The organism is Sphingobacterium sp. NGMCC 1.201703 (assembly GCF_047784615.1).
GTDB lineage: Bacteria > Bacteroidota > Bacteroidia > Sphingobacteriales > Sphingobacteriaceae > Sphingobacterium.
Map to the genome: position 1 here is coordinate 606,385 of NZ_JBLOHD010000004.1, position 15,672 is coordinate 622,056.

Consider the following 15,672-nt stretch of genomic DNA (forward strand, 5'->3'; position numbering starts at 1 on the left):
GTAAGGGAACTATAATTACTTTAGAAAAAATTATTAACGCAATATGGAGCAGATAAAAATACAAGCGCATATCGATGTGCGCGTAGAGATCATCTGGAACGCCTATACCTCAGCCGAAGACATTATGCAATGGAATCAAGCGTCAGATGATTGGCATTGTACGGATGCGATCAACGATTTGCGCATTGGTGGAACATTCAAAAATCGTATGGAAGCCAAGGACGGATCCATGGGTTTTGATTTCACAGGAACCTATACGGCACTCGAACCTTTCAAAAAAATAGCCTATGTGATGCCTGATGGCCGTCAGGTCTCGATTACTTTCAATGAGAAAAAATCGGGAACTGATGTTATCGTTATTTTTGACGCGGAATCCGAAAACCCGATAGAAATGCAACGTCAGGGCTGGCAGGCTATTTTGGATAACTTCAAAGCGTATGTAGAAAATACCTATGGCAGCTTATCCTAACGGAAAAACCATTCCATATGCAGTTGCGGGTTATTCAGCTGAAGATAATCACCTCTAATAGTAGATATATAAATAAGAGACATACTTGGATTGCCAACGACAATGGTTATCTTTAGGCAAAATTTGATATCCCCGTATGTAACCGACGGAGCAAATTCCAACGAAAAGCGATAAAGACATAACATATGACAATAATTAACAATTATGAAGAGTACAAGGCCTTTGAAGGAAAGTCATTAGGCGAATCTCAATGGCATACGATTGACCAAAAACAGATTAACCAGTTTGCCGACGCAACCTTAGATCACCAATGGATCCATCTTGACAGTGAAAAAGCAAAAACAGAAAGTCCATTTAAATCGACCATTGCACACGGCTATCTGACGCTATCCCTTATTCCTTATCTATGGAAACAGATTGCAGAAGTACGGAATGTCAAAATGGAAATCAATTATGGTATCGAAAACCTGCGCTTTGCACAACCGGTCCTGGTCGATAATCAAGTGCAGCTGCATACACATGTAAAATCGGTTACAAACCTTCGGGGGGTTATCAAAGTGACCATTGAAGCAACATTAAAAATTAAGGATAGTGCCAAACCAGCCTATGTTGGAGATGTTATCTTTTTATACCACTTCAATTAAATCGAATTCAATTCGAGCAGTATTCATGTTAACAGATTCAGATAAACTACTTTCATGTTAGCTGAGATCGAAATACAACAGATCACAAATCATAAGGACTATCCTTATGATTTGTTGCTTCTGGCCGACGAGACTGTCGCTGCCATCAATAAATATGTTTTTGACTCCATGGTCTTTGTTGTGCAAGAAAAACAACGGCCTATTGCGGTATTTTGTCTATACCCCATTGACAGCAATACACTGGAGATCAAAAATATTGCTGTCGCTGCTTCACATCAAAATAGAGGACTTGGGAGCAAAATATTACAATACATCCAGGAGACTTATTGCACACAATATCCGAATCTGATTGTTGGAACCGCCGATTGTGGTTTCGATCAGATCCGATTTTATGAACGTAATGGCTTTGTTCAATACGGCGTCCGCGCGAATTTTTTTATAGAGAATTACGAACAGCCCATTTATGAAAACGGTCAGCTGTTAAAAGATATGGTTCTGCTAAAATATCAGTCCCAACAGTCCTAACGACAATCATTCGTCAATGGCTATTTGATAGATGCTGTCTTTGTTAAAGAAAGTAGTAAATATAGAGTAATACGGGAACGGCAAGACATAACCACAATAGCAGTCCCTGCAGAATCGCCTTATAGCCTACCGACAGTATTACATCCTTTGAGAGGCTAGCTCCGATTAAAAAGAGCGTCAATGTAAGCCCGATCTTGGAGATGTGGACCACATGGGTACCTATTTCCTGAAAAAATGGAATATAACTATTCAAAATAATAGCCAGTATAAATAACCCGATAAAATAAGGAATCTTTATCCCTGCTCCCTTGGTATTGAAAGCAAAAGCACTCAATAGAGCTATAGGAATAATCCACAATGCCCGCGTTAATTTAACAGTCGTTGCCACCTGTAGGGCTTCGGTTCCATACTTACTTGCCGCACCGACTACCGAACTGGTATCCTGTATTGCAACCGCGCACCAAAGACCAAATTGAGTCTGCGAGAGATCCAACGCACGACCGATAACCGGGAAAACAAACAAAGCAATTGCATTCAGTACAAAGATAGTTCCCAAGGCCACACTAATCTGTTTTTCATTGGCTTTTACTGCCGGTGATACAGCTGCAATGGCACTGCCTCCGCAAATAGCTGTTCCCACAGTAATAAGATAAGCAGTCAGTTTTTCGAGTTTTAAGAATTTGGCCAATACAAAGCCCAGCAGCAATGTCCCGATAATGGAAATAACAGTCAGCAAAAATCCGTCTCTACCTGTCTGGATAGCGGAGTCAATATGCATACCGAAGCCTAAGCCAACAACAGAAAACTGCAAAAGAATTTGCGTGGCTTTGTGGTTAACAGCCAAAAAAGGATGCCCGATCCATTGGGCAACAAGAATACCCAGTAACAGGGCCAAAGGAGCTGACACCATCGGTGTCAGGCATAAGATAAAAAGGAGGATAAAAAGGATTTCCCTGACGGAAACCTTCCTGTTAAGTAAATAGTTATAGCGCGCCGTGAAGCCAGCTTTTTTATACATGATTTTGTGTTTTGATCTGCCACAAATTTGAATAACTTTTACTTATTACTAAAACTACAAAAACAAATAAGTCATAACCACACGTTATACAAAACCTCATAATCCTCACCTCTTGGTAATTATAAAATTACCCCTACAACATACCTCCCTTAGAGATCTTTAAGTACTTAGGCGAAAAAATAGGATTTACAGCTAGGCTAGAATAAAAATAAACCCTTATATTTCAGCAAGATTCAAATAAAAAGCAATACTTGAAAAAATGAAACTAACTACAATACATCCAAAATTACCCATGCGTAATAAGGCCATTACCAAGGATTTTTATGTCGGTCAACTTGGCTTTGTGGCCTGTGGGGCCGCAGACTATGAAGATTATCTGATGATCAAAAAAGATCAGGTCGAAATCCATTTCTTTTCTTTTAAAGAACTGCTGCCTCAAGAAAACTACGGCATGGTTTATATTCGTACCGATGATATTGATCAACTCTATCAGTCTTTTTTAGAAAATAATATTGCTATCCATCCCAATGGTAAATTGATGACCAAACCTTGGGGACAGCGGGAGTTTTCCATACTCGACCCGGATAATAACCTATTAACCTTTGGAGCCGGGGAATAGCATCGAAAAATGGTCTAATCTAACCTGGTGGTGTAGTTCAGCCCAGGTATAGCGCAGTTCCTGCCCCTTGGCCGGAAACTGTTTTTATTGGATCGATATCCTGAGTTAAACGTCGGGCTATCTGACGGAAAACAATACCACTGATAATGTGGACAATCCGCATTGACAAAAATAGATACAATAAGAGAAAAAAGAAGCCAGTCTTTATTACGCTTTGTTTTCGGGTAATAAAGATTGGCAATATTATTTAATTAGCAATCCTTTAAGCGGGACTAACCAAATAAGTCTGAGCTCAGGTAGCGATCGCCCCGATCGCAAGCGATAAAGACAATAATACCTGCCTCAATTTCATTGGCAATTTTAAGGGCTCCGGCAAATGCTCCACCCGTACTCATACCGGCAAATACCCCCTCACGTTTAACCAGCTCGCGTGCCAGTTCGGTCGCTTCCTGTTGTGAGATATCGATCACGCGGTCCACACGGCTTGGATCAAATATTTTGGGCAAGTAGGCTTCTGGCCAGCGTCTGATTCCAGGAATAGATGACTCGGGCGTAGGTTGACAACCGACAATCTGAATGGCTGGGTTTTTATCTTTGAGGTAAATAGAATTCCCCATGATCGTTCCCGTGGTCCCCATTGCGCTCACAAAGTGGGTAATTTTTCCATCTGTATCACGCCATATTTCTGGTCCCGTCGTTTTGATGTGGGCTTTATAGTTATCCGGATTGGCAAATTGGTTTAAGATAAAATAGCCTTCCTTTAACGCTTTTTCTTCGGCATAGTCCCGGCATATTTCCATCGATTCCAACAGTGTGACCTTAGCACCATAAGCTTCCATCGTAAGTGTCCGCTCGCGGGTAGAGGATGCCGGCATGACCAGTTCCAAACTTAAGCCATATATTCCAGCGATCATGGCCAAGGCGATCCCTGTATTACCACTTGTCGCTTCAATCAACTTGCTTTCTTTCGAAATGTCGCCACGCTCCATGGCCGAACGGATCATATTTAAGGCCGCACGATCTTTGACAGAACCTGCAGGGTTATTTCCCTCCATCTTTGCAAAGATCCGTACATTGGGATTCGTATGAAACTGAGTGATCTCCACCAATGGCGTATTTCCGATGGTATCTATAATATTTCCCATATTGTGTCTATCTATATGATTGGTTTTGAATCTATGAATTTTGCTGTTGCCTGATGATACACAGTCGTGTAAGGTTCCACTGAACTTGTCAGCCAAACATTACCTCCGATCACGGAATGATGACCTATACGTGTCTCACCGCCCAAAATCGTTGCGCCAGAATAAATAATGACATGGTCTTCAATCGTCGGATGACGTTTTACATTTGAAAACACTTTGTCCACACTCAAGGCCCCCAAAGTGACACCTTGGTAGAGTTTAACGTAATTACCTATCGTACAGGTCTCCCCAATGACTAGGCCGGTACCATGATCGATGTGCAGGTGATGGCCAATGGTCGCTCCCGGATGAATATCGATACCTGTTTTGGAATGTGCATGTTCGGTCAATATCCTTGGAATGAGGGGCACACCTAGGCGGTGGAGTTCATTTGCCATTCTAAAAATACAGATCGCAAAAAAGCCGGGATAGGTCCGTACAACCTCACGTTTATTCTGCGCAGCCGGATCTCCATCCATCAAGGCATCAGCATCCCAGCACATCAGCTCATACAAGACCGGAATACGTTCAAAAAACTGATGGGCCACTTGTGCATGATTGCAATCACCACAGGCTTTTGACTTGCTCAGCAGCTGTTCCAGCTCCAATTCAAATTGTTCAAAAGCAAGTTTTACATCCTCTACCGATTTCATTTCGCCAGAATTTCGCTCCGGAAAAAGCACATCCAAAATTTTGGTTGCCCAACCGCAGATCTTCTTATTGGAAGGCATTTCTAAAACAGCCAATTGCTGCTCATAGATATGTTGATAAAAATCATGCATCTTCAAAAGTAAATATTAAACAAACCCAGATAAAGTAAGCATCCTAAATAAAGTAACCATTATATACGATCCTAATTGAGTAACATTCAAATCTAATGTCTTCTCCTGTTCTTCAAGTACCTTATCTTTAAACAAAGATACTATACAATATTGATAGATTAAGCCTTATTATCCTTAAAATCTATGATTAAATCATTTTTTAGTGTTAGTTTGGATCCGAGGACAACAATAGATTTTTTACCTACAGTACCGTATAATCATCACTTCTTCATTTTATTGGCACAAATACCAATCTGGTTTTTAATTATGCTGATCAAAGCACTAAGCGCTCAAACAGGTTCTGCAACGTAACCTCAGGATCTTCACAAAGTCCGGGATGTGAAGCCGAACATTGGATGACCGTGCTTCGCTTGGCGGTAAGCCAACGAAAACGCTCTGTGATATCCAGCGCAGCCAGCTTTCCGGCATCTTTATCGCCGTTACAGATCCGTTGAAACGAAGCCAAATGGTTTTCAATCAGTTCCAATTCAATTTTAGGGCAGAGCGCACGGACCTTCTGCTCATCTACGGCATAAATCATTTTGGCAAAACGATATTTGCGGCAATAGAGTGCAATACCTACGTTGATAAATTCCTCACGCTCTACACGTGGTACCAATCGTACCACAGCATATTCATATAAGGTTCTTTCTGGCATCTGCTATCTGTTTTACAAAAATCGACGAACTCGCTACACGTTGTTTCAGGAATGAAACGTATACTTCTCTCGCATCGGCTGCTGACAATTCACGTTCGGAATCCGCCAACCATTCGTCCGGGACCACAGCGAGTATCTTACGGAAAACGTCTTCGGTAAAAATAGGGCTAAATTCCGCATCTATTTTTTCGACGATGTCCGCATTTTTTAACAGGACATGATCTTTGATCTGCACGAAGGGTTTGACCGACTGTTCTTCCCAATTGTCCCAGCTGTGATGGAAATATAGGGATGCGCCATGGTCGATCAGCCATAGTTCTTTATGCCAGATCAGCATATTGGTGTTCCGTACCGTACGGTCCACGTTCATCAATAAAGCATCCAGCCACACAATTTTTGAAGCCTCTTCTGCACCGATCACGTCGACATTGGCATCAAAAGTAATCGCACCGCTCAAAAAATGGAGCCCGAGGTTTTTCCCCACGCTAAATTTGAGTAGATCCTGTATTTCTTCATCTGGTTCCGAGCGTCCGAAAGATTCATCAAGATGTGCAAAGACGATTTCGGGAACTCTTAATTTTAAAAGTCGGGCAAGCTCTCCTCCGATCAGCTCCGCAATCAATGCCTTACGGCCCTGTCCTGCTCCTCTAAATTTGATGACATAACTAAAGCCGTCATCTGCATCGACCAGCGCAGGTAGAGATCCGCCCTCCCGAAATGGCTGAACATATCGGATAATTTCTACCTCGCGAATTATAGGTTGTTGAAAAATCATGAATTTCTATTTTCTTGCTATTCAAAGTTGGCAACCAACTCTGCGCATAATATCAAACTAGGATAAAGTTACCTTATTTACAGATTTGTTCAGCATATCCGATGCTGATTTATTACAGCCCCGCTATCGTCTAACCTTTTAACGGTCGAAATATCTCAAATATTTATTTAAATTTTAGCAAAATAGCGCAAATTGTACATTCATTTGACCATCAGAAGTACTATTTTCTAATTATATTTGTCCTATAATCTCGACTTGTCTCATCAAGTTCTTTTCAAAAGCAATATGGATACTATTCAGGAATATAACAGTGTGATCAAGCGCTGTCAAGATTTATTTATTAAAAAAACAAAAGACTATGGCACGGCATGGCGGATTATGCGTCTATCCTCCATTACGGACCAGATTTATATTAAGGCACAACGTATACGTACCCTTGAAGTCAAAAAAGTATCTAAAGTTGGTGAAGGTGTGGTGGATGAATACATCGGCATCATTAACTATTGCATTATGGCCATGATCCAGATCGATCTGGGTGAAGATGGGGAGGAAAACCTTGACCCTACCTTCGTCAATCAGAAATATACCGAGAAAGTCACCGAAACCAGAGATCTTATGCTGGCCAAAAATCATGATTATGGAGAAGCCTGGCGCGACATGCGGGTATCTTCGATGACAGATCTTATTCTCATGAAAATTCACCGCGTCAAACAGATTGAAGACAACGATGGTCAGACCATCGTTTCGGAAGGTATTCATGCCAATTACCAGGATATGCTCAACTACGCAGTTTTTGCGTTAATTAAGTTAGGACTCGCACAACAATAATCGGATGATGACAGCAGCACAACAGACAACAAAGACAAACTACCTCTTAGGTTTTTGCCGTATTTTCACTGGACTTCTTTTTATTTTTTCTGGATTTATCAAGGCCAATGATCCTACAGGTTTCGGTTATAAATTGCAGGAATACTTTGAGGTATTTCACCTGACTGCATTCAATGAATACGCAACGGCCATTGCTGTGGTGATCTGTGGTTTTGAAATCTTATTAGGGGCCCTTTTGTTGTTTGGTGTTTATGCCAATCTGGTGGCCTGGGGACTACTGCTATTGATCCTGTTTTTCACCTTTCTGACATTCTATTCCGCTTTTTTTGAAGTCGTCACTTCCTGCGGCTGTTTTGGTGATGCCATCCCACTGACCCCTTGGCAATCCTTTTCCAAAGATCTGGTGCTCCTGGCCCTGATTCTGATCATCTTCTTTAACCGCAAACAGATCCGGCCTATCATCAAAGGGTCCGGCAATCAATTTGTCGTCACCTTGATTACTGCCGTGGTTTCATTGGGTATTGGTATATATACGGTTAATTATCTTCCTTTTATTGATTTCCTGCCTTATAAAATCGGTAATAATCTTCCTTCGCTGATGGTTCTTCCAGAAGGGAAACAAGGCGATGTCTTTGAACAGCTCTATACCATGAAGAACAAAAAGACGGGTGAAACCAAAAAAGTGAATGACAAAGTGTATATGGAGGATAAATTATGGGAGGACGAGTCATGGGAAATCATCGGGGAACCGGAAAGTAAACTTGTTAAAAAAGGATATGATATTCCTATCCCTGACCTATTGATCACAGATGCAGACGGTGCGGATCATACGCAGGAGATCATTTCCAATCCATATTATAACGTGATCATCGTCGCCAAAGATCTTTCAACAGCCAATATCGATGCCCTCCAGAAAATCAATCAGACGGTGACGCAGATGACCAAAGATTATAACGGTCTTCGTGTCGTTCTGTTGACGGCTTCGGCGTCCAAAGATGCGCAATATCTGAGCGACAAAATGCAATTGATCGCCGAAATCTATTATGCGGATTTAATTCCGTTGAAAAGCATGGTCAGAGCAAATCCGGGGGTAATGCTATTAAAAGGTGGAAATGTAATGGGCAAATGGCATTACAATAATTTCCCCGATGCCAAGACGATTGAAGATAATTTTTTAAGTAAGGACAAATAATACAATATGCCTAAACCTATATTTTTGATTGGCTATATGGGCAGTGGAAAGACCACGCTAGGAAAAAAGCTTGCCAGCAAATTAGACTTACCTTTTATTGATACTGACGAGGAGATCGTCAAGCAGATCGGCATGAGTATTACCGAATATTTCGGCCAACATGGCGAGGCAGCCTTTCGGAAGCTGGAGCGCGAACAGTTACGCAAATTTGCAGGCAACTATGCTGTCATCTCTACCGGTGGTGGTGCGCCCTGTTTTTTTGACAACATGGAATGGATCAGAACCAATGGCTATGCAGTCTATCTCCAAATGACGCCTAAAGCCTTATTTGATCGTTTGTCGCAATCAAAATTACACAAAAGACCTATATTGATCGGCAAATCGCCAGAAGAATTAAGGGCCTTTATCGAAGAAAAATTAACCGAACGCGAGCCCTATTATACGCAGGCTCATCTAACAATAGATCAGCTCAATACCCCAGTAGAAACTTTAGTAGACCTGATCAGCCAGTATAATTTATAATCGCACAATAGTCCATCATGAGAATTCGTCTGTACTGTTTCATTTTAATTCTGACCTGTATAGCTGTTGGCGGTTGTTTTCGCCATAGCGGCGACACAGAGGGATTACCTGTGGGCAAGCGTATCCAACTGACCACGGTAGAGGATCTTTATCAGTTTTTGACCTATGATGACAACCGCTATCCACTGGTCAGCCTGCATCGTGGTGGACCGTCCTCCGGTTATCCAGAAAATGCCTTAGAAACCTTTGCTTATAATGCCAGTCTACAACCCGTTATTGTGGAATGTGATGTCAGGCTCAGCAAAGATTCAGCGCTGGTGCTCATGCACGACAATACACTAAACCGTACCACTACAGGCCGTGGATCTGTCAGTGAACGCACATTGGCCGAACTTAAAAAACTGCGTCTGGTGGACAATAACAAGAAAATAACACCTTACAAAATCCCGACATTGGACGAAGCACTTGCTTGGGGAAAGGGAAAGGTCATTTTTACACTGGACATTAAAAATGAGGTGCCTTACGAATCTGTGATCAATGCTATCCGTAAACAACGTGCCGAATCCAGCGTTGTTATTATCACCTATAGTGCCGGCCAGGCAGGTAAGGTGCACAACCTAGCAGGAGATCTGATGATATCCGCTTCGGTGAAGAATCTGGATGATCTCGCCCGTCTCAACGAAAAAGATATCCCTGACAATAAGCTGCTAGCCTTCGTGGGCACACGTGAAGCCGACCCTGAGCTGACCAAAGTATTGCATGATCATGGGATTATGTGTATCCTGGGTACCCAAGGCAATCTCGATCGGCAAGCTGCCAAGAAAGGATTCCAGCTGTATGCCAGTTTTATTGAACGTGGTGCAGATATCCTGAGTACCGACCAGCCAAAGGAAGCTGGACGGGCGCTGAATTTTTATGTCAAAAAAAGGGGGATAACGTCCAAATTTGTGCAGTAAAATACCTCGAATCAATATCCTCATACCCACTGAAACCCATCCTCAGCCGAGCGAAATCTTTCATGATCAGCCGTATGTTTAATAAAAAAATCCGCAGCCATCTATGGAAGAAGAAAGCTACGGATTTCAGTAGATTTACGTTGTTACCGTAAATTTATGCTATTGTCTTGGGTCATTTACCCCTTTTTTGCCAATTCGATCTTGGTTGAGATTTCCTTGACAATTTTCTCTACATCAGCATCACCGCCGGATGACTGGAATCGGATAAAACCTTCTTTATCAATAATGACCTTAGTCGGTATACCTTTGATGCCATAGGCTGTAACAACCGCCTTATCCCTGTCTTTCATTTCATCAAATAAAACATGGAAACTATATTTATTTTCATTGATAAAATTATCAACCAGCTCTTTATAGTTCGCCTCTTTTTGCCATGTATTGATAAATAAAAAGGCTACATCAGGATCATTTGCGTATTTGTTTACCGCGGCCTGCATTCCTGGGAAAGATATTTTGCATGGGCCACACCAGGTCGCCCAGAAATCAAGTACAACAACCTTACCTTTCATACTTGCTAGAGAAACTTCTTTACCCGAACGATCTACAAGTGAGAATTGTGGTGCATCCCTTTTTACCATTTCACCTTTTAGCTTGGACAGCAGCGTTTCATCAATACGTGAGTTCAGTCCCTTTAAATAACTTGTCGTATCTGATAGGCCATTGTTCAATTTACGATACAAAGGCAGCAGTTCGGCCATTAATTTAGGTTCTTTTCCATTCTTGATTACTTCAGTCTCCAGGAGCTGAAAGGCATCCAGGCTTTTTCCTTTTGCTTCCAGGGCTTTAGCGTAAGCTATGGTCGCTGTTTCTGACTGCAGTTCCCCATGTACTTTCGCTAATATTTCCAGCGCTTTGTCTACCTGTTGATTGCCCAACAAGGCCTCAGCATATTGTAGACTGATACCACCCAGATATTGTAAGCCTGCATTATTTTTTTGTTCGTTAGCGGCAGCTTTTTGCTGGCTCAGCTTTAAATATACCGGTTCAAGCATCGCCTGGGTATAGGCATATTCCTTTTGTTGGTTTAACGTCCGACCAAGCGCGAAAACAGCATTCGCATAATTTTCTCTGGTTTTCAATAAATCCAGATAATAGCTCACCTTATCCAGATTTTTCTCGCTCGCATATTGTTGTGCAATAGCACTCATTCCATAGCCATAAATACCTTTGTTCTTTTCTTCAAAACTCGCTTCGGGGAACTTCTTGATCAACTCGGCATACAAAAGCTCCGTCTGTTCGGCAGGACGCTCCATTTTTTCAAAAATCTTGCTAAAGGCATCATTTCGAACTGTTACTCCTTTGGGAAATTTTTTGGTAATGCTCTTTTTTATGGCTTCCGCTTGAGCTGTTTTTTGCAGCCCTTTATAAATCTGTCCGGCCAGTAGTAGATCTTCCTCCTTTTTTGACTTCGCCAAAAAGTTGGCTTCTTTTAGCACCTCGGCCTTAGATTCCTCCGTATCCTTTTGAAATAACTCATTCAGATGTTTGTAAAGTTCATCCTGTGTAACTCCCTTTTTTGCCGCCAGCTGGCCGAAAGCAACCTGACCACTCAACAGCAGTAAAGGAACGGCTAATTGTATTGATTTTATATTCATTTTTTTAGATTTATTATTATTTTACTACATATTTATACAGCATCTGACCATCTTGTTAGTCTGCCAGAATACCCAGATGTACATCAACAACCTCATCGACAACATGCTTGTGCGCCTGTTCCAATACCATTGTATTGGCGTTGTAGATATAGATCGAACCAGGTCTGCTCGCTGTAAGATCATTCGTAGCGACCATTAATTTACCATCCAAAAGTTTAAATTTGACAATATTACCAGGGGCATCAGCAGGCAGCTGTACGAACTTTTGAAACTCAGTTCCTAGGTATGAAGCCATATAAATGGTATTGCCAGCAGCCATATACCAACGGCTTATCCGACCATCAAAATAAACAGAGCTTATGGGGGCAGATGTAGGCATAGGACCATCTCCCAACAAATCAAAAGATGCAGGTTTATAATCCGCGCTATAGTTCAGACGATAAGCGTATAGTTGATTATCCTTTCTAAAAAGGTAAATCTGATTGATTGATGGAATATTAGCATAACTGCAGGCCAAAAATGCTTTACCATCCATCATCTCCTCACCAACAATCTCCTGATAATCGTTAACATACACATATTCGTTTCCCGTCATACCGTTATCCCATACCCTGACCTTTTTATTTTTTTCATCGTAGACGCTCATAAAAAATCGACCATTACCATAGGGTGTTGCAATACCATTCGGCGCGACCTGATAATCCAGCGAATCTTTTGCAAAAGCCGGTAATGCAATCGTCCCTTGCCGCAGCACATGAAATTTGCCGTTGTTGATCGCATAAATGATCTCAAAGTAGGGATCTGAAATGACCTGACTTGGGCGGAAGGTGAAATTATTGCCACCGACATAACTTGATGAATTATAATACAAGGCTGGCGTAAACTCACGCGAATCAATCACCATCACGGGATTTGCAGCATCCTGTACGCCAATGGTAATCACATTATAAAAATCGGAAGCAGATGCACCATATTTTTTCACGCCGCTTATGGATAAGGGGTTATGCCCTAAGGTCTGCATGTGGGGAAACAGCACCTTCTCCCACAGATGGTTTTTTGCAATGGTAGAAAGGCAATATACGGAAGCATCTTTAGCTTTATTCTGTGTCAAAACGTAGTATCCCCATTTATAGGGATTAACCACATTCAAAAAACAATTGTAACTGGTCACTGTACCGGTTGATTTATCCGTTACGCTAAATGTTGCCGGAATTCTCCCATAGCGTTTATTCGCTACATAAAACAAGTTTTTAGTTTTGCTAACTGTAATAGAATCCACCTTCCATTCGAAAATAAATGCACTCGTATCCGTACCCGATAGCGAGCCGCTAACAAGCGGATTGAGCCGAACAGTATCTTTAAACGGAACCTCATAAATTCGTCCGGTTGGATGACTATTCTCCAGCAAACCGCCAATTGTAATCGCATTGATATCCTGATAATTATAATTACCAAGATCTTTGGAGCAGCTTTCAAACATAAGAAGCACAATCACCAAAATAGAATATAGGTTTTTCAATTTCATCAGATTCATGATTTATTAGGGCAATAGAATACGTTCTTTTGTACTGTCCCCTCCGGGATATACCTCATTATCCAGAAAGTACTGTTTGAGCACCTGTATATAAGTAATGGTGATCGGATACCAGCTTGGACTAGCACTGCTTGGCATATTATTCCAATAATAAATTGGCCCCGGTGCATTCGTGATCAGCTCGGGCGAAGGATCCGCCCCGAGATAGTAAATCTGTATCCATCGTTGAAAGACTTCTTTTTGATAAGGTCCGAAATAATTTTTCCAAGTACTCCACCATATGGGTTCATTCAAGATATCGTCAACAATCACTGTGAGCTTCTGATTGTGCAAATTGCCCGGCATAAACTCATCGTTTCCTTTCAAACTTAAATATAAAACAGTCTGTTCAGACAACATCTTAGCTGTACGCTGTAGACTGATATACAAGGTGTCTATATATTTGTCCGCGCCGATAACAGTTTTTGAGAACTTCACAGCACCTGCATCAAAACGGGAAGAATCTTCGATCACCAAATTGTAAGAACGATCGGCTGCTTTTGCAGATCCGCCGATCCGAATAGGGATCGCAATCGTCTTCTCTTTGATCTGAACATCTGGATCCAGGGCAAAACCATAATAAATGCTGTCGGCGTATCTTTCTATGGCTCTCTTATTCGGATTTGAATAAGCAAAATACACATAGCTGCTTTCCTTGTCATATTGGAGTATATTTTCATTTTCTTTACAAGCGTTCAGCAGAAACAATACGCAAAAAAATAAAATAAATTTTCTCATTTTAGCTTAATTTTGAGGGTTATACAACAATTCATCATCGGGAATGGGCAACCTAAAAATTTCTCTTTTAGGCAGTACTGCCGTGCGGCGGTCAATTGCCCTAAAAAGACGCTTGTATTCCGTAAACAGGTAGCCTTCACCAATATTCTCCTTCCGCATTTCATCAAATATCAAATCTTTGATCCGTTGGCCCGTCATGGCATCACTCATGGAAATATTAGTCGTAATATTTCTTGAGTTGCGCACCAGATTTAAATATTCCAGAGCTTTTGCCGGATTGCTGACCGCGTAGTTTTCTGCTGCAATCATATAGATGGTATGGAGTGATATTACCTTGTTTTCAAACAATGGACGATAATTTTCATCAGAAGGTAACCTAGTCTGATCAAATAAGTACTTTGATAGTTTCCAAGGATAAGATGTATTGGGTTGTACAAACCAGTTTGCCAGACGATAATCATTCAGGGACCCATGGTCGGCAGCATTATACAAACTATTCCGCAACCAGGAATAATTGGGAAATAGAAAAGGTGAAGTTGAACTCGAAATAGTTGCGTCTGCTGGAACATACACACTACTAATCAATGCGGCAAGTCTATTGGAAAAAAGGGCGAATATATTTTCCATTGGCATGCGTGTATTTCCTATTTGGCCCATCTCACTGGGCAGCGCAATCCGGACACTATTGCTTGTTTTAAGTTCAGCGATCAGCTCCTCCGCATATTGCCCAGCCTTTTCCATATCCCCCTTCCACTGCGCGACCATGGCCTGCATAGCTAAAATCGCATAATAATTCATCCGGATACCCCGATAGTCAATCAGGCTATTGTAGCGTTCATAAGCAAACTGATTGAGATTAGCATCACGGGGATTTGAACGAATGGGATCCTTGTCCAATAATATTCGTGCTTCCGACAAGTCTTGTTCCAACAAATTGATAACTGCTGTGGTAGTCGAAAATTTAGTCCCTGTATAGGAAACTGATGTTTTATAAGGGATTGCCTGTGCATTGATCCCCTCATCTGGAATGGATGGTCCGAACAGTTTTAGCAATTGAAAATGGCTGAATGCCCGCAGTCCGACTGCCTCGCCTTTGATCAGGTTGTAATAGGGGTCATCTTTTACACGGTCTACACTCGCAAGGATAATATTTGCCTGATTGATACTCTGATACAATTTACCCCAGATATTTGCGATAATTTTCTTCGGGTCTTCAAAATTATATTGATGCTCATAAGAACGGTAATATTTATGTGCCTCGTTGGTGACATTATAGGACCCGACCAAGCTCTCCACAAAACCATATTTCATTTCCCGCCCATAAAGCGTATCGGTATTCAATGTTTCGTACACCCCGGCCAAGGCTGTAGCAAAACCGGTACGGTCCGTCAACAGATCCTCTTCGTAGGCTTTATCAATAGGGTTTACATTTAAAAACTTTTCGCAGCCCGATAATAGAACGAGCATAACGAAGGCTATTAGTAACTTTTTCATG

17 protein-coding genes are annotated in these 15,672 nt (G+C 41.6%); 8 read left to right on the forward strand and 9 right to left on the reverse strand.

The window, feature by feature from the left end; all coding sequences use genetic code 11:
* The first annotated feature begins 43 nt into the window (after positions 1-43).
* The 3 genes from ACK8HY_RS10865 (at position 44) to ACK8HY_RS10875 (ending at position 1,638) form a co-directional block, all read left to right on the forward strand.
* On the forward strand, positions 44-469 hold the full coding sequence (locus ACK8HY_RS10865; protein WP_077438702.1) for an SRPBCC family protein: 426 nt from the start codon (positions 44-46) through the stop codon (positions 467-469).
* 185 nt (positions 470-654) lie between these two features.
* A complete protein-coding gene (locus ACK8HY_RS10870; RefSeq protein ID WP_077438701.1) occupies positions 655-1,113 on the forward strand; it encodes a MaoC family dehydratase in 459 nt (152 codons plus the stop codon).
* Positions 1,114-1,167: 54 nt separating this feature from the next.
* A complete protein-coding gene (locus tag ACK8HY_RS10875; RefSeq protein ID WP_077438700.1) occupies positions 1,168-1,638 on the forward strand; it encodes a GNAT family N-acetyltransferase in 471 nt (156 codons plus the stop codon).
* 43 nt (positions 1,639-1,681) lie between these two features.
* On the opposite strand, the gene ACK8HY_RS10880 is transcribed toward ACK8HY_RS10875, so the two are convergent.
* Positions 1,682-2,656, reverse strand: a complete 975-nt coding sequence (locus ACK8HY_RS10880) for a YeiH family protein (protein WP_077438699.1) — start codon at positions 2,654-2,656, stop codon at positions 1,682-1,684.
* Positions 2,657-2,915: 259 nt separating this feature from the next.
* On the opposite strand from ACK8HY_RS10880, the gene ACK8HY_RS10885 reads away from it, so the two are divergent.
* Positions 2,916-3,275: a bleomycin resistance protein gene (locus tag ACK8HY_RS10885; protein WP_077438698.1), complete on the forward strand. Its 360-nt coding sequence runs from the start codon at positions 2,916-2,918 to the stop codon at positions 3,273-3,275.
* Positions 3,276-3,547: 272 nt separating this feature from the next.
* Here the strand turns inward: ACK8HY_RS10885 and cysM are convergent, their stop codons facing one another.
* The 4 genes from cysM to ACK8HY_RS10905 all read right to left on the reverse strand — a co-directional run bounded on the left by cysM (position 3,548) and on the right by ACK8HY_RS10905 (position 6,713).
* Positions 3,548-4,420, reverse strand: a complete 873-nt coding sequence (cysM, locus tag ACK8HY_RS10890) for a cysteine synthase CysM (RefSeq protein ID WP_077438697.1) — start codon at positions 4,418-4,420, stop codon at positions 3,548-3,550.
* An 11-nt stretch (positions 4,421-4,431) separates the two neighbouring features.
* On the reverse strand, positions 4,432-5,241 hold the full coding sequence (locus ACK8HY_RS10895; protein WP_416133644.1) for a serine O-acetyltransferase: 810 nt from the start codon (positions 5,239-5,241) through the stop codon (positions 4,432-4,434).
* A gap of 313 nt (positions 5,242-5,554) precedes the next feature.
* Positions 5,555-5,938, reverse strand: a complete 384-nt coding sequence (locus tag ACK8HY_RS10900) for a DUF3037 domain-containing protein (protein WP_343565626.1) — start codon at positions 5,936-5,938, stop codon at positions 5,555-5,557.
* Positions 5,916-6,713 (reverse strand): HipA family kinase, encoded by a 798-nt coding sequence (locus tag ACK8HY_RS10905; RefSeq protein WP_077438694.1) that lies wholly within the window; start codon positions 6,711-6,713, stop codon positions 5,916-5,918. Before ACK8HY_RS10905 ends, ACK8HY_RS10900 begins: the two co-directional genes overlap by 23 nt.
* 285 nt (positions 6,714-6,998) lie before the next feature.
* Here ACK8HY_RS10905 and ACK8HY_RS10910 point away from each other — a divergent pair, with 285 nt between their 5' ends.
* From ACK8HY_RS10910 to ACK8HY_RS10925, 4 genes are read left to right on the forward strand one after another with little or no spacing between them, the layout of a single operon-like run.
* Positions 6,999-7,541: a DUF1599 domain-containing protein gene (locus ACK8HY_RS10910; protein WP_416133645.1), complete on the forward strand. Its 543-nt coding sequence runs from the start codon at positions 6,999-7,001 to the stop codon at positions 7,539-7,541.
* A 4-nt stretch (positions 7,542-7,545) separates the two neighbouring features.
* The gene (locus ACK8HY_RS10915) at positions 7,546-8,733 is read left to right on the forward strand and encodes a BT_3928 family protein (RefSeq protein ID WP_416133646.1); all 1,188 of its coding nucleotides are present in this window, start codon (positions 7,546-7,548) and stop codon (positions 8,731-8,733) included.
* 6 nt (positions 8,734-8,739) lie between these two features.
* Positions 8,740-9,255, forward strand: coding sequence for a shikimate kinase (locus ACK8HY_RS10920; protein WP_416133647.1), 516 nt, complete (start codon positions 8,740-8,742; stop codon positions 9,253-9,255).
* A 17-nt stretch (positions 9,256-9,272) separates the two neighbouring features.
* Positions 9,273-10,211, forward strand: a complete 939-nt coding sequence (locus tag ACK8HY_RS10925) for a glycerophosphodiester phosphodiesterase family protein (protein WP_416133648.1) — start codon at positions 9,273-9,275, stop codon at positions 10,209-10,211.
* Positions 10,212-10,387: 176 nt separating this feature from the next.
* On the opposite strand, the gene ACK8HY_RS10930 is transcribed toward ACK8HY_RS10925, so the two are convergent.
* The 4 genes from ACK8HY_RS10930 to ACK8HY_RS10945 are packed head-to-tail and all read right to left on the reverse strand — an operon-like array spanning position 10,388 to position 15,671.
* Positions 10,388-11,866 carry a redoxin domain-containing protein gene (locus tag ACK8HY_RS10930; protein ID WP_416133649.1) on the reverse strand — a complete coding sequence of 493 codons (1,479 nt, stop codon included), beginning with the start codon at positions 11,864-11,866 and terminating at the stop codon, positions 10,388-10,390.
* Between the two features lie 55 nt (positions 11,867-11,921).
* A complete protein-coding gene (locus ACK8HY_RS10935; RefSeq protein WP_416133650.1) occupies positions 11,922-13,391 on the reverse strand; it encodes a PKD-like family lipoprotein in 1,470 nt (489 codons plus the stop codon).
* Positions 13,392-13,406: 15 nt separating this feature from the next.
* Positions 13,407-14,177, reverse strand: a complete 771-nt coding sequence (locus ACK8HY_RS10940) for a DUF4843 domain-containing protein (RefSeq protein ID WP_416133651.1) — start codon at positions 14,175-14,177, stop codon at positions 13,407-13,409.
* Between the two features lie 6 nt (positions 14,178-14,183).
* On the reverse strand, positions 14,184-15,671 hold the full coding sequence (locus tag ACK8HY_RS10945; RefSeq protein ID WP_416133652.1) for a RagB/SusD family nutrient uptake outer membrane protein: 1,488 nt from the start codon (positions 15,669-15,671) through the stop codon (positions 14,184-14,186).
* Position 15,672 lies beyond the last annotated feature (1 nt).

Bases quoted from the DNA above. Each gene is read 5' to 3' on its own strand.
- ACK8HY_RS10920 (WP_416133647.1), top strand. From the start codon at position 8,740: ATGCCTAAACCTATATTTTTGATTGGCTATATGGGCAGTGGAAAGACC.
- ACK8HY_RS10895 (WP_416133644.1), bottom strand. From the start codon at position 5,241: ATGCATGATTTTTATCAACATATCTATGAGCAGCAATTGGCTGTTTTA.
- ACK8HY_RS10870 (WP_077438701.1), top strand. From the start codon at position 655: ATGACAATAATTAACAATTATGAAGAGTACAAGGCCTTTGAAGGAAAG.
- ACK8HY_RS10900 (WP_343565626.1), bottom strand. From the start codon at position 5,938: ATGCCAGAAAGAACCTTATATGAATATGCTGTGGTACGATTGGTACCA.
- ACK8HY_RS10930 (WP_416133649.1), bottom strand. From the start codon at position 11,866: ATGAATATAAAATCAATACAATTAGCCGTTCCTTTACTGCTGTTGAGT.
- ACK8HY_RS10940 (WP_416133651.1), bottom strand. From the start codon at position 14,177: ATGAGAAAATTTATTTTATTTTTTTGCGTATTGTTTCTGCTGAACGCT.
- ACK8HY_RS10885 (WP_077438698.1), top strand. From the start codon at position 2,916: ATGAAACTAACTACAATACATCCAAAATTACCCATGCGTAATAAGGCC.
- ACK8HY_RS10925 (WP_416133648.1), top strand. From the start codon at position 9,273: ATGAGAATTCGTCTGTACTGTTTCATTTTAATTCTGACCTGTATAGCT.
- ACK8HY_RS10935 (WP_416133650.1), bottom strand. From the start codon at position 13,391: ATGAAATTGAAAAACCTATATTCTATTTTGGTGATTGTGCTTCTTATG.
- ACK8HY_RS10865 (WP_077438702.1), top strand. From the start codon at position 44: ATGGAGCAGATAAAAATACAAGCGCATATCGATGTGCGCGTAGAGATC.
- ACK8HY_RS10945 (WP_416133652.1), bottom strand. From the start codon at position 15,671: ATGAAAAAGTTACTAATAGCCTTCGTTATGCTCGTTCTATTATCGGGC.
- cysM (WP_077438697.1), bottom strand. From the start codon at position 4,420: ATGGGAAATATTATAGATACCATCGGAAATACGCCATTGGTGGAGATC.
- ACK8HY_RS10915 (WP_416133646.1), top strand. From the start codon at position 7,546: ATGATGACAGCAGCACAACAGACAACAAAGACAAACTACCTCTTAGGT.
- ACK8HY_RS10875 (WP_077438700.1), top strand. From the start codon at position 1,168: ATGTTAGCTGAGATCGAAATACAACAGATCACAAATCATAAGGACTAT.
- ACK8HY_RS10910 (WP_416133645.1), top strand. From the start codon at position 6,999: ATGGATACTATTCAGGAATATAACAGTGTGATCAAGCGCTGTCAAGAT.
- ACK8HY_RS10880 (WP_077438699.1), bottom strand. From the start codon at position 2,656: ATGTATAAAAAAGCTGGCTTCACGGCGCGCTATAACTATTTACTTAAC.
- ACK8HY_RS10905 (WP_077438694.1), bottom strand. From the start codon at position 6,713: ATGATTTTTCAACAACCTATAATTCGCGAGGTAGAAATTATCCGATAT.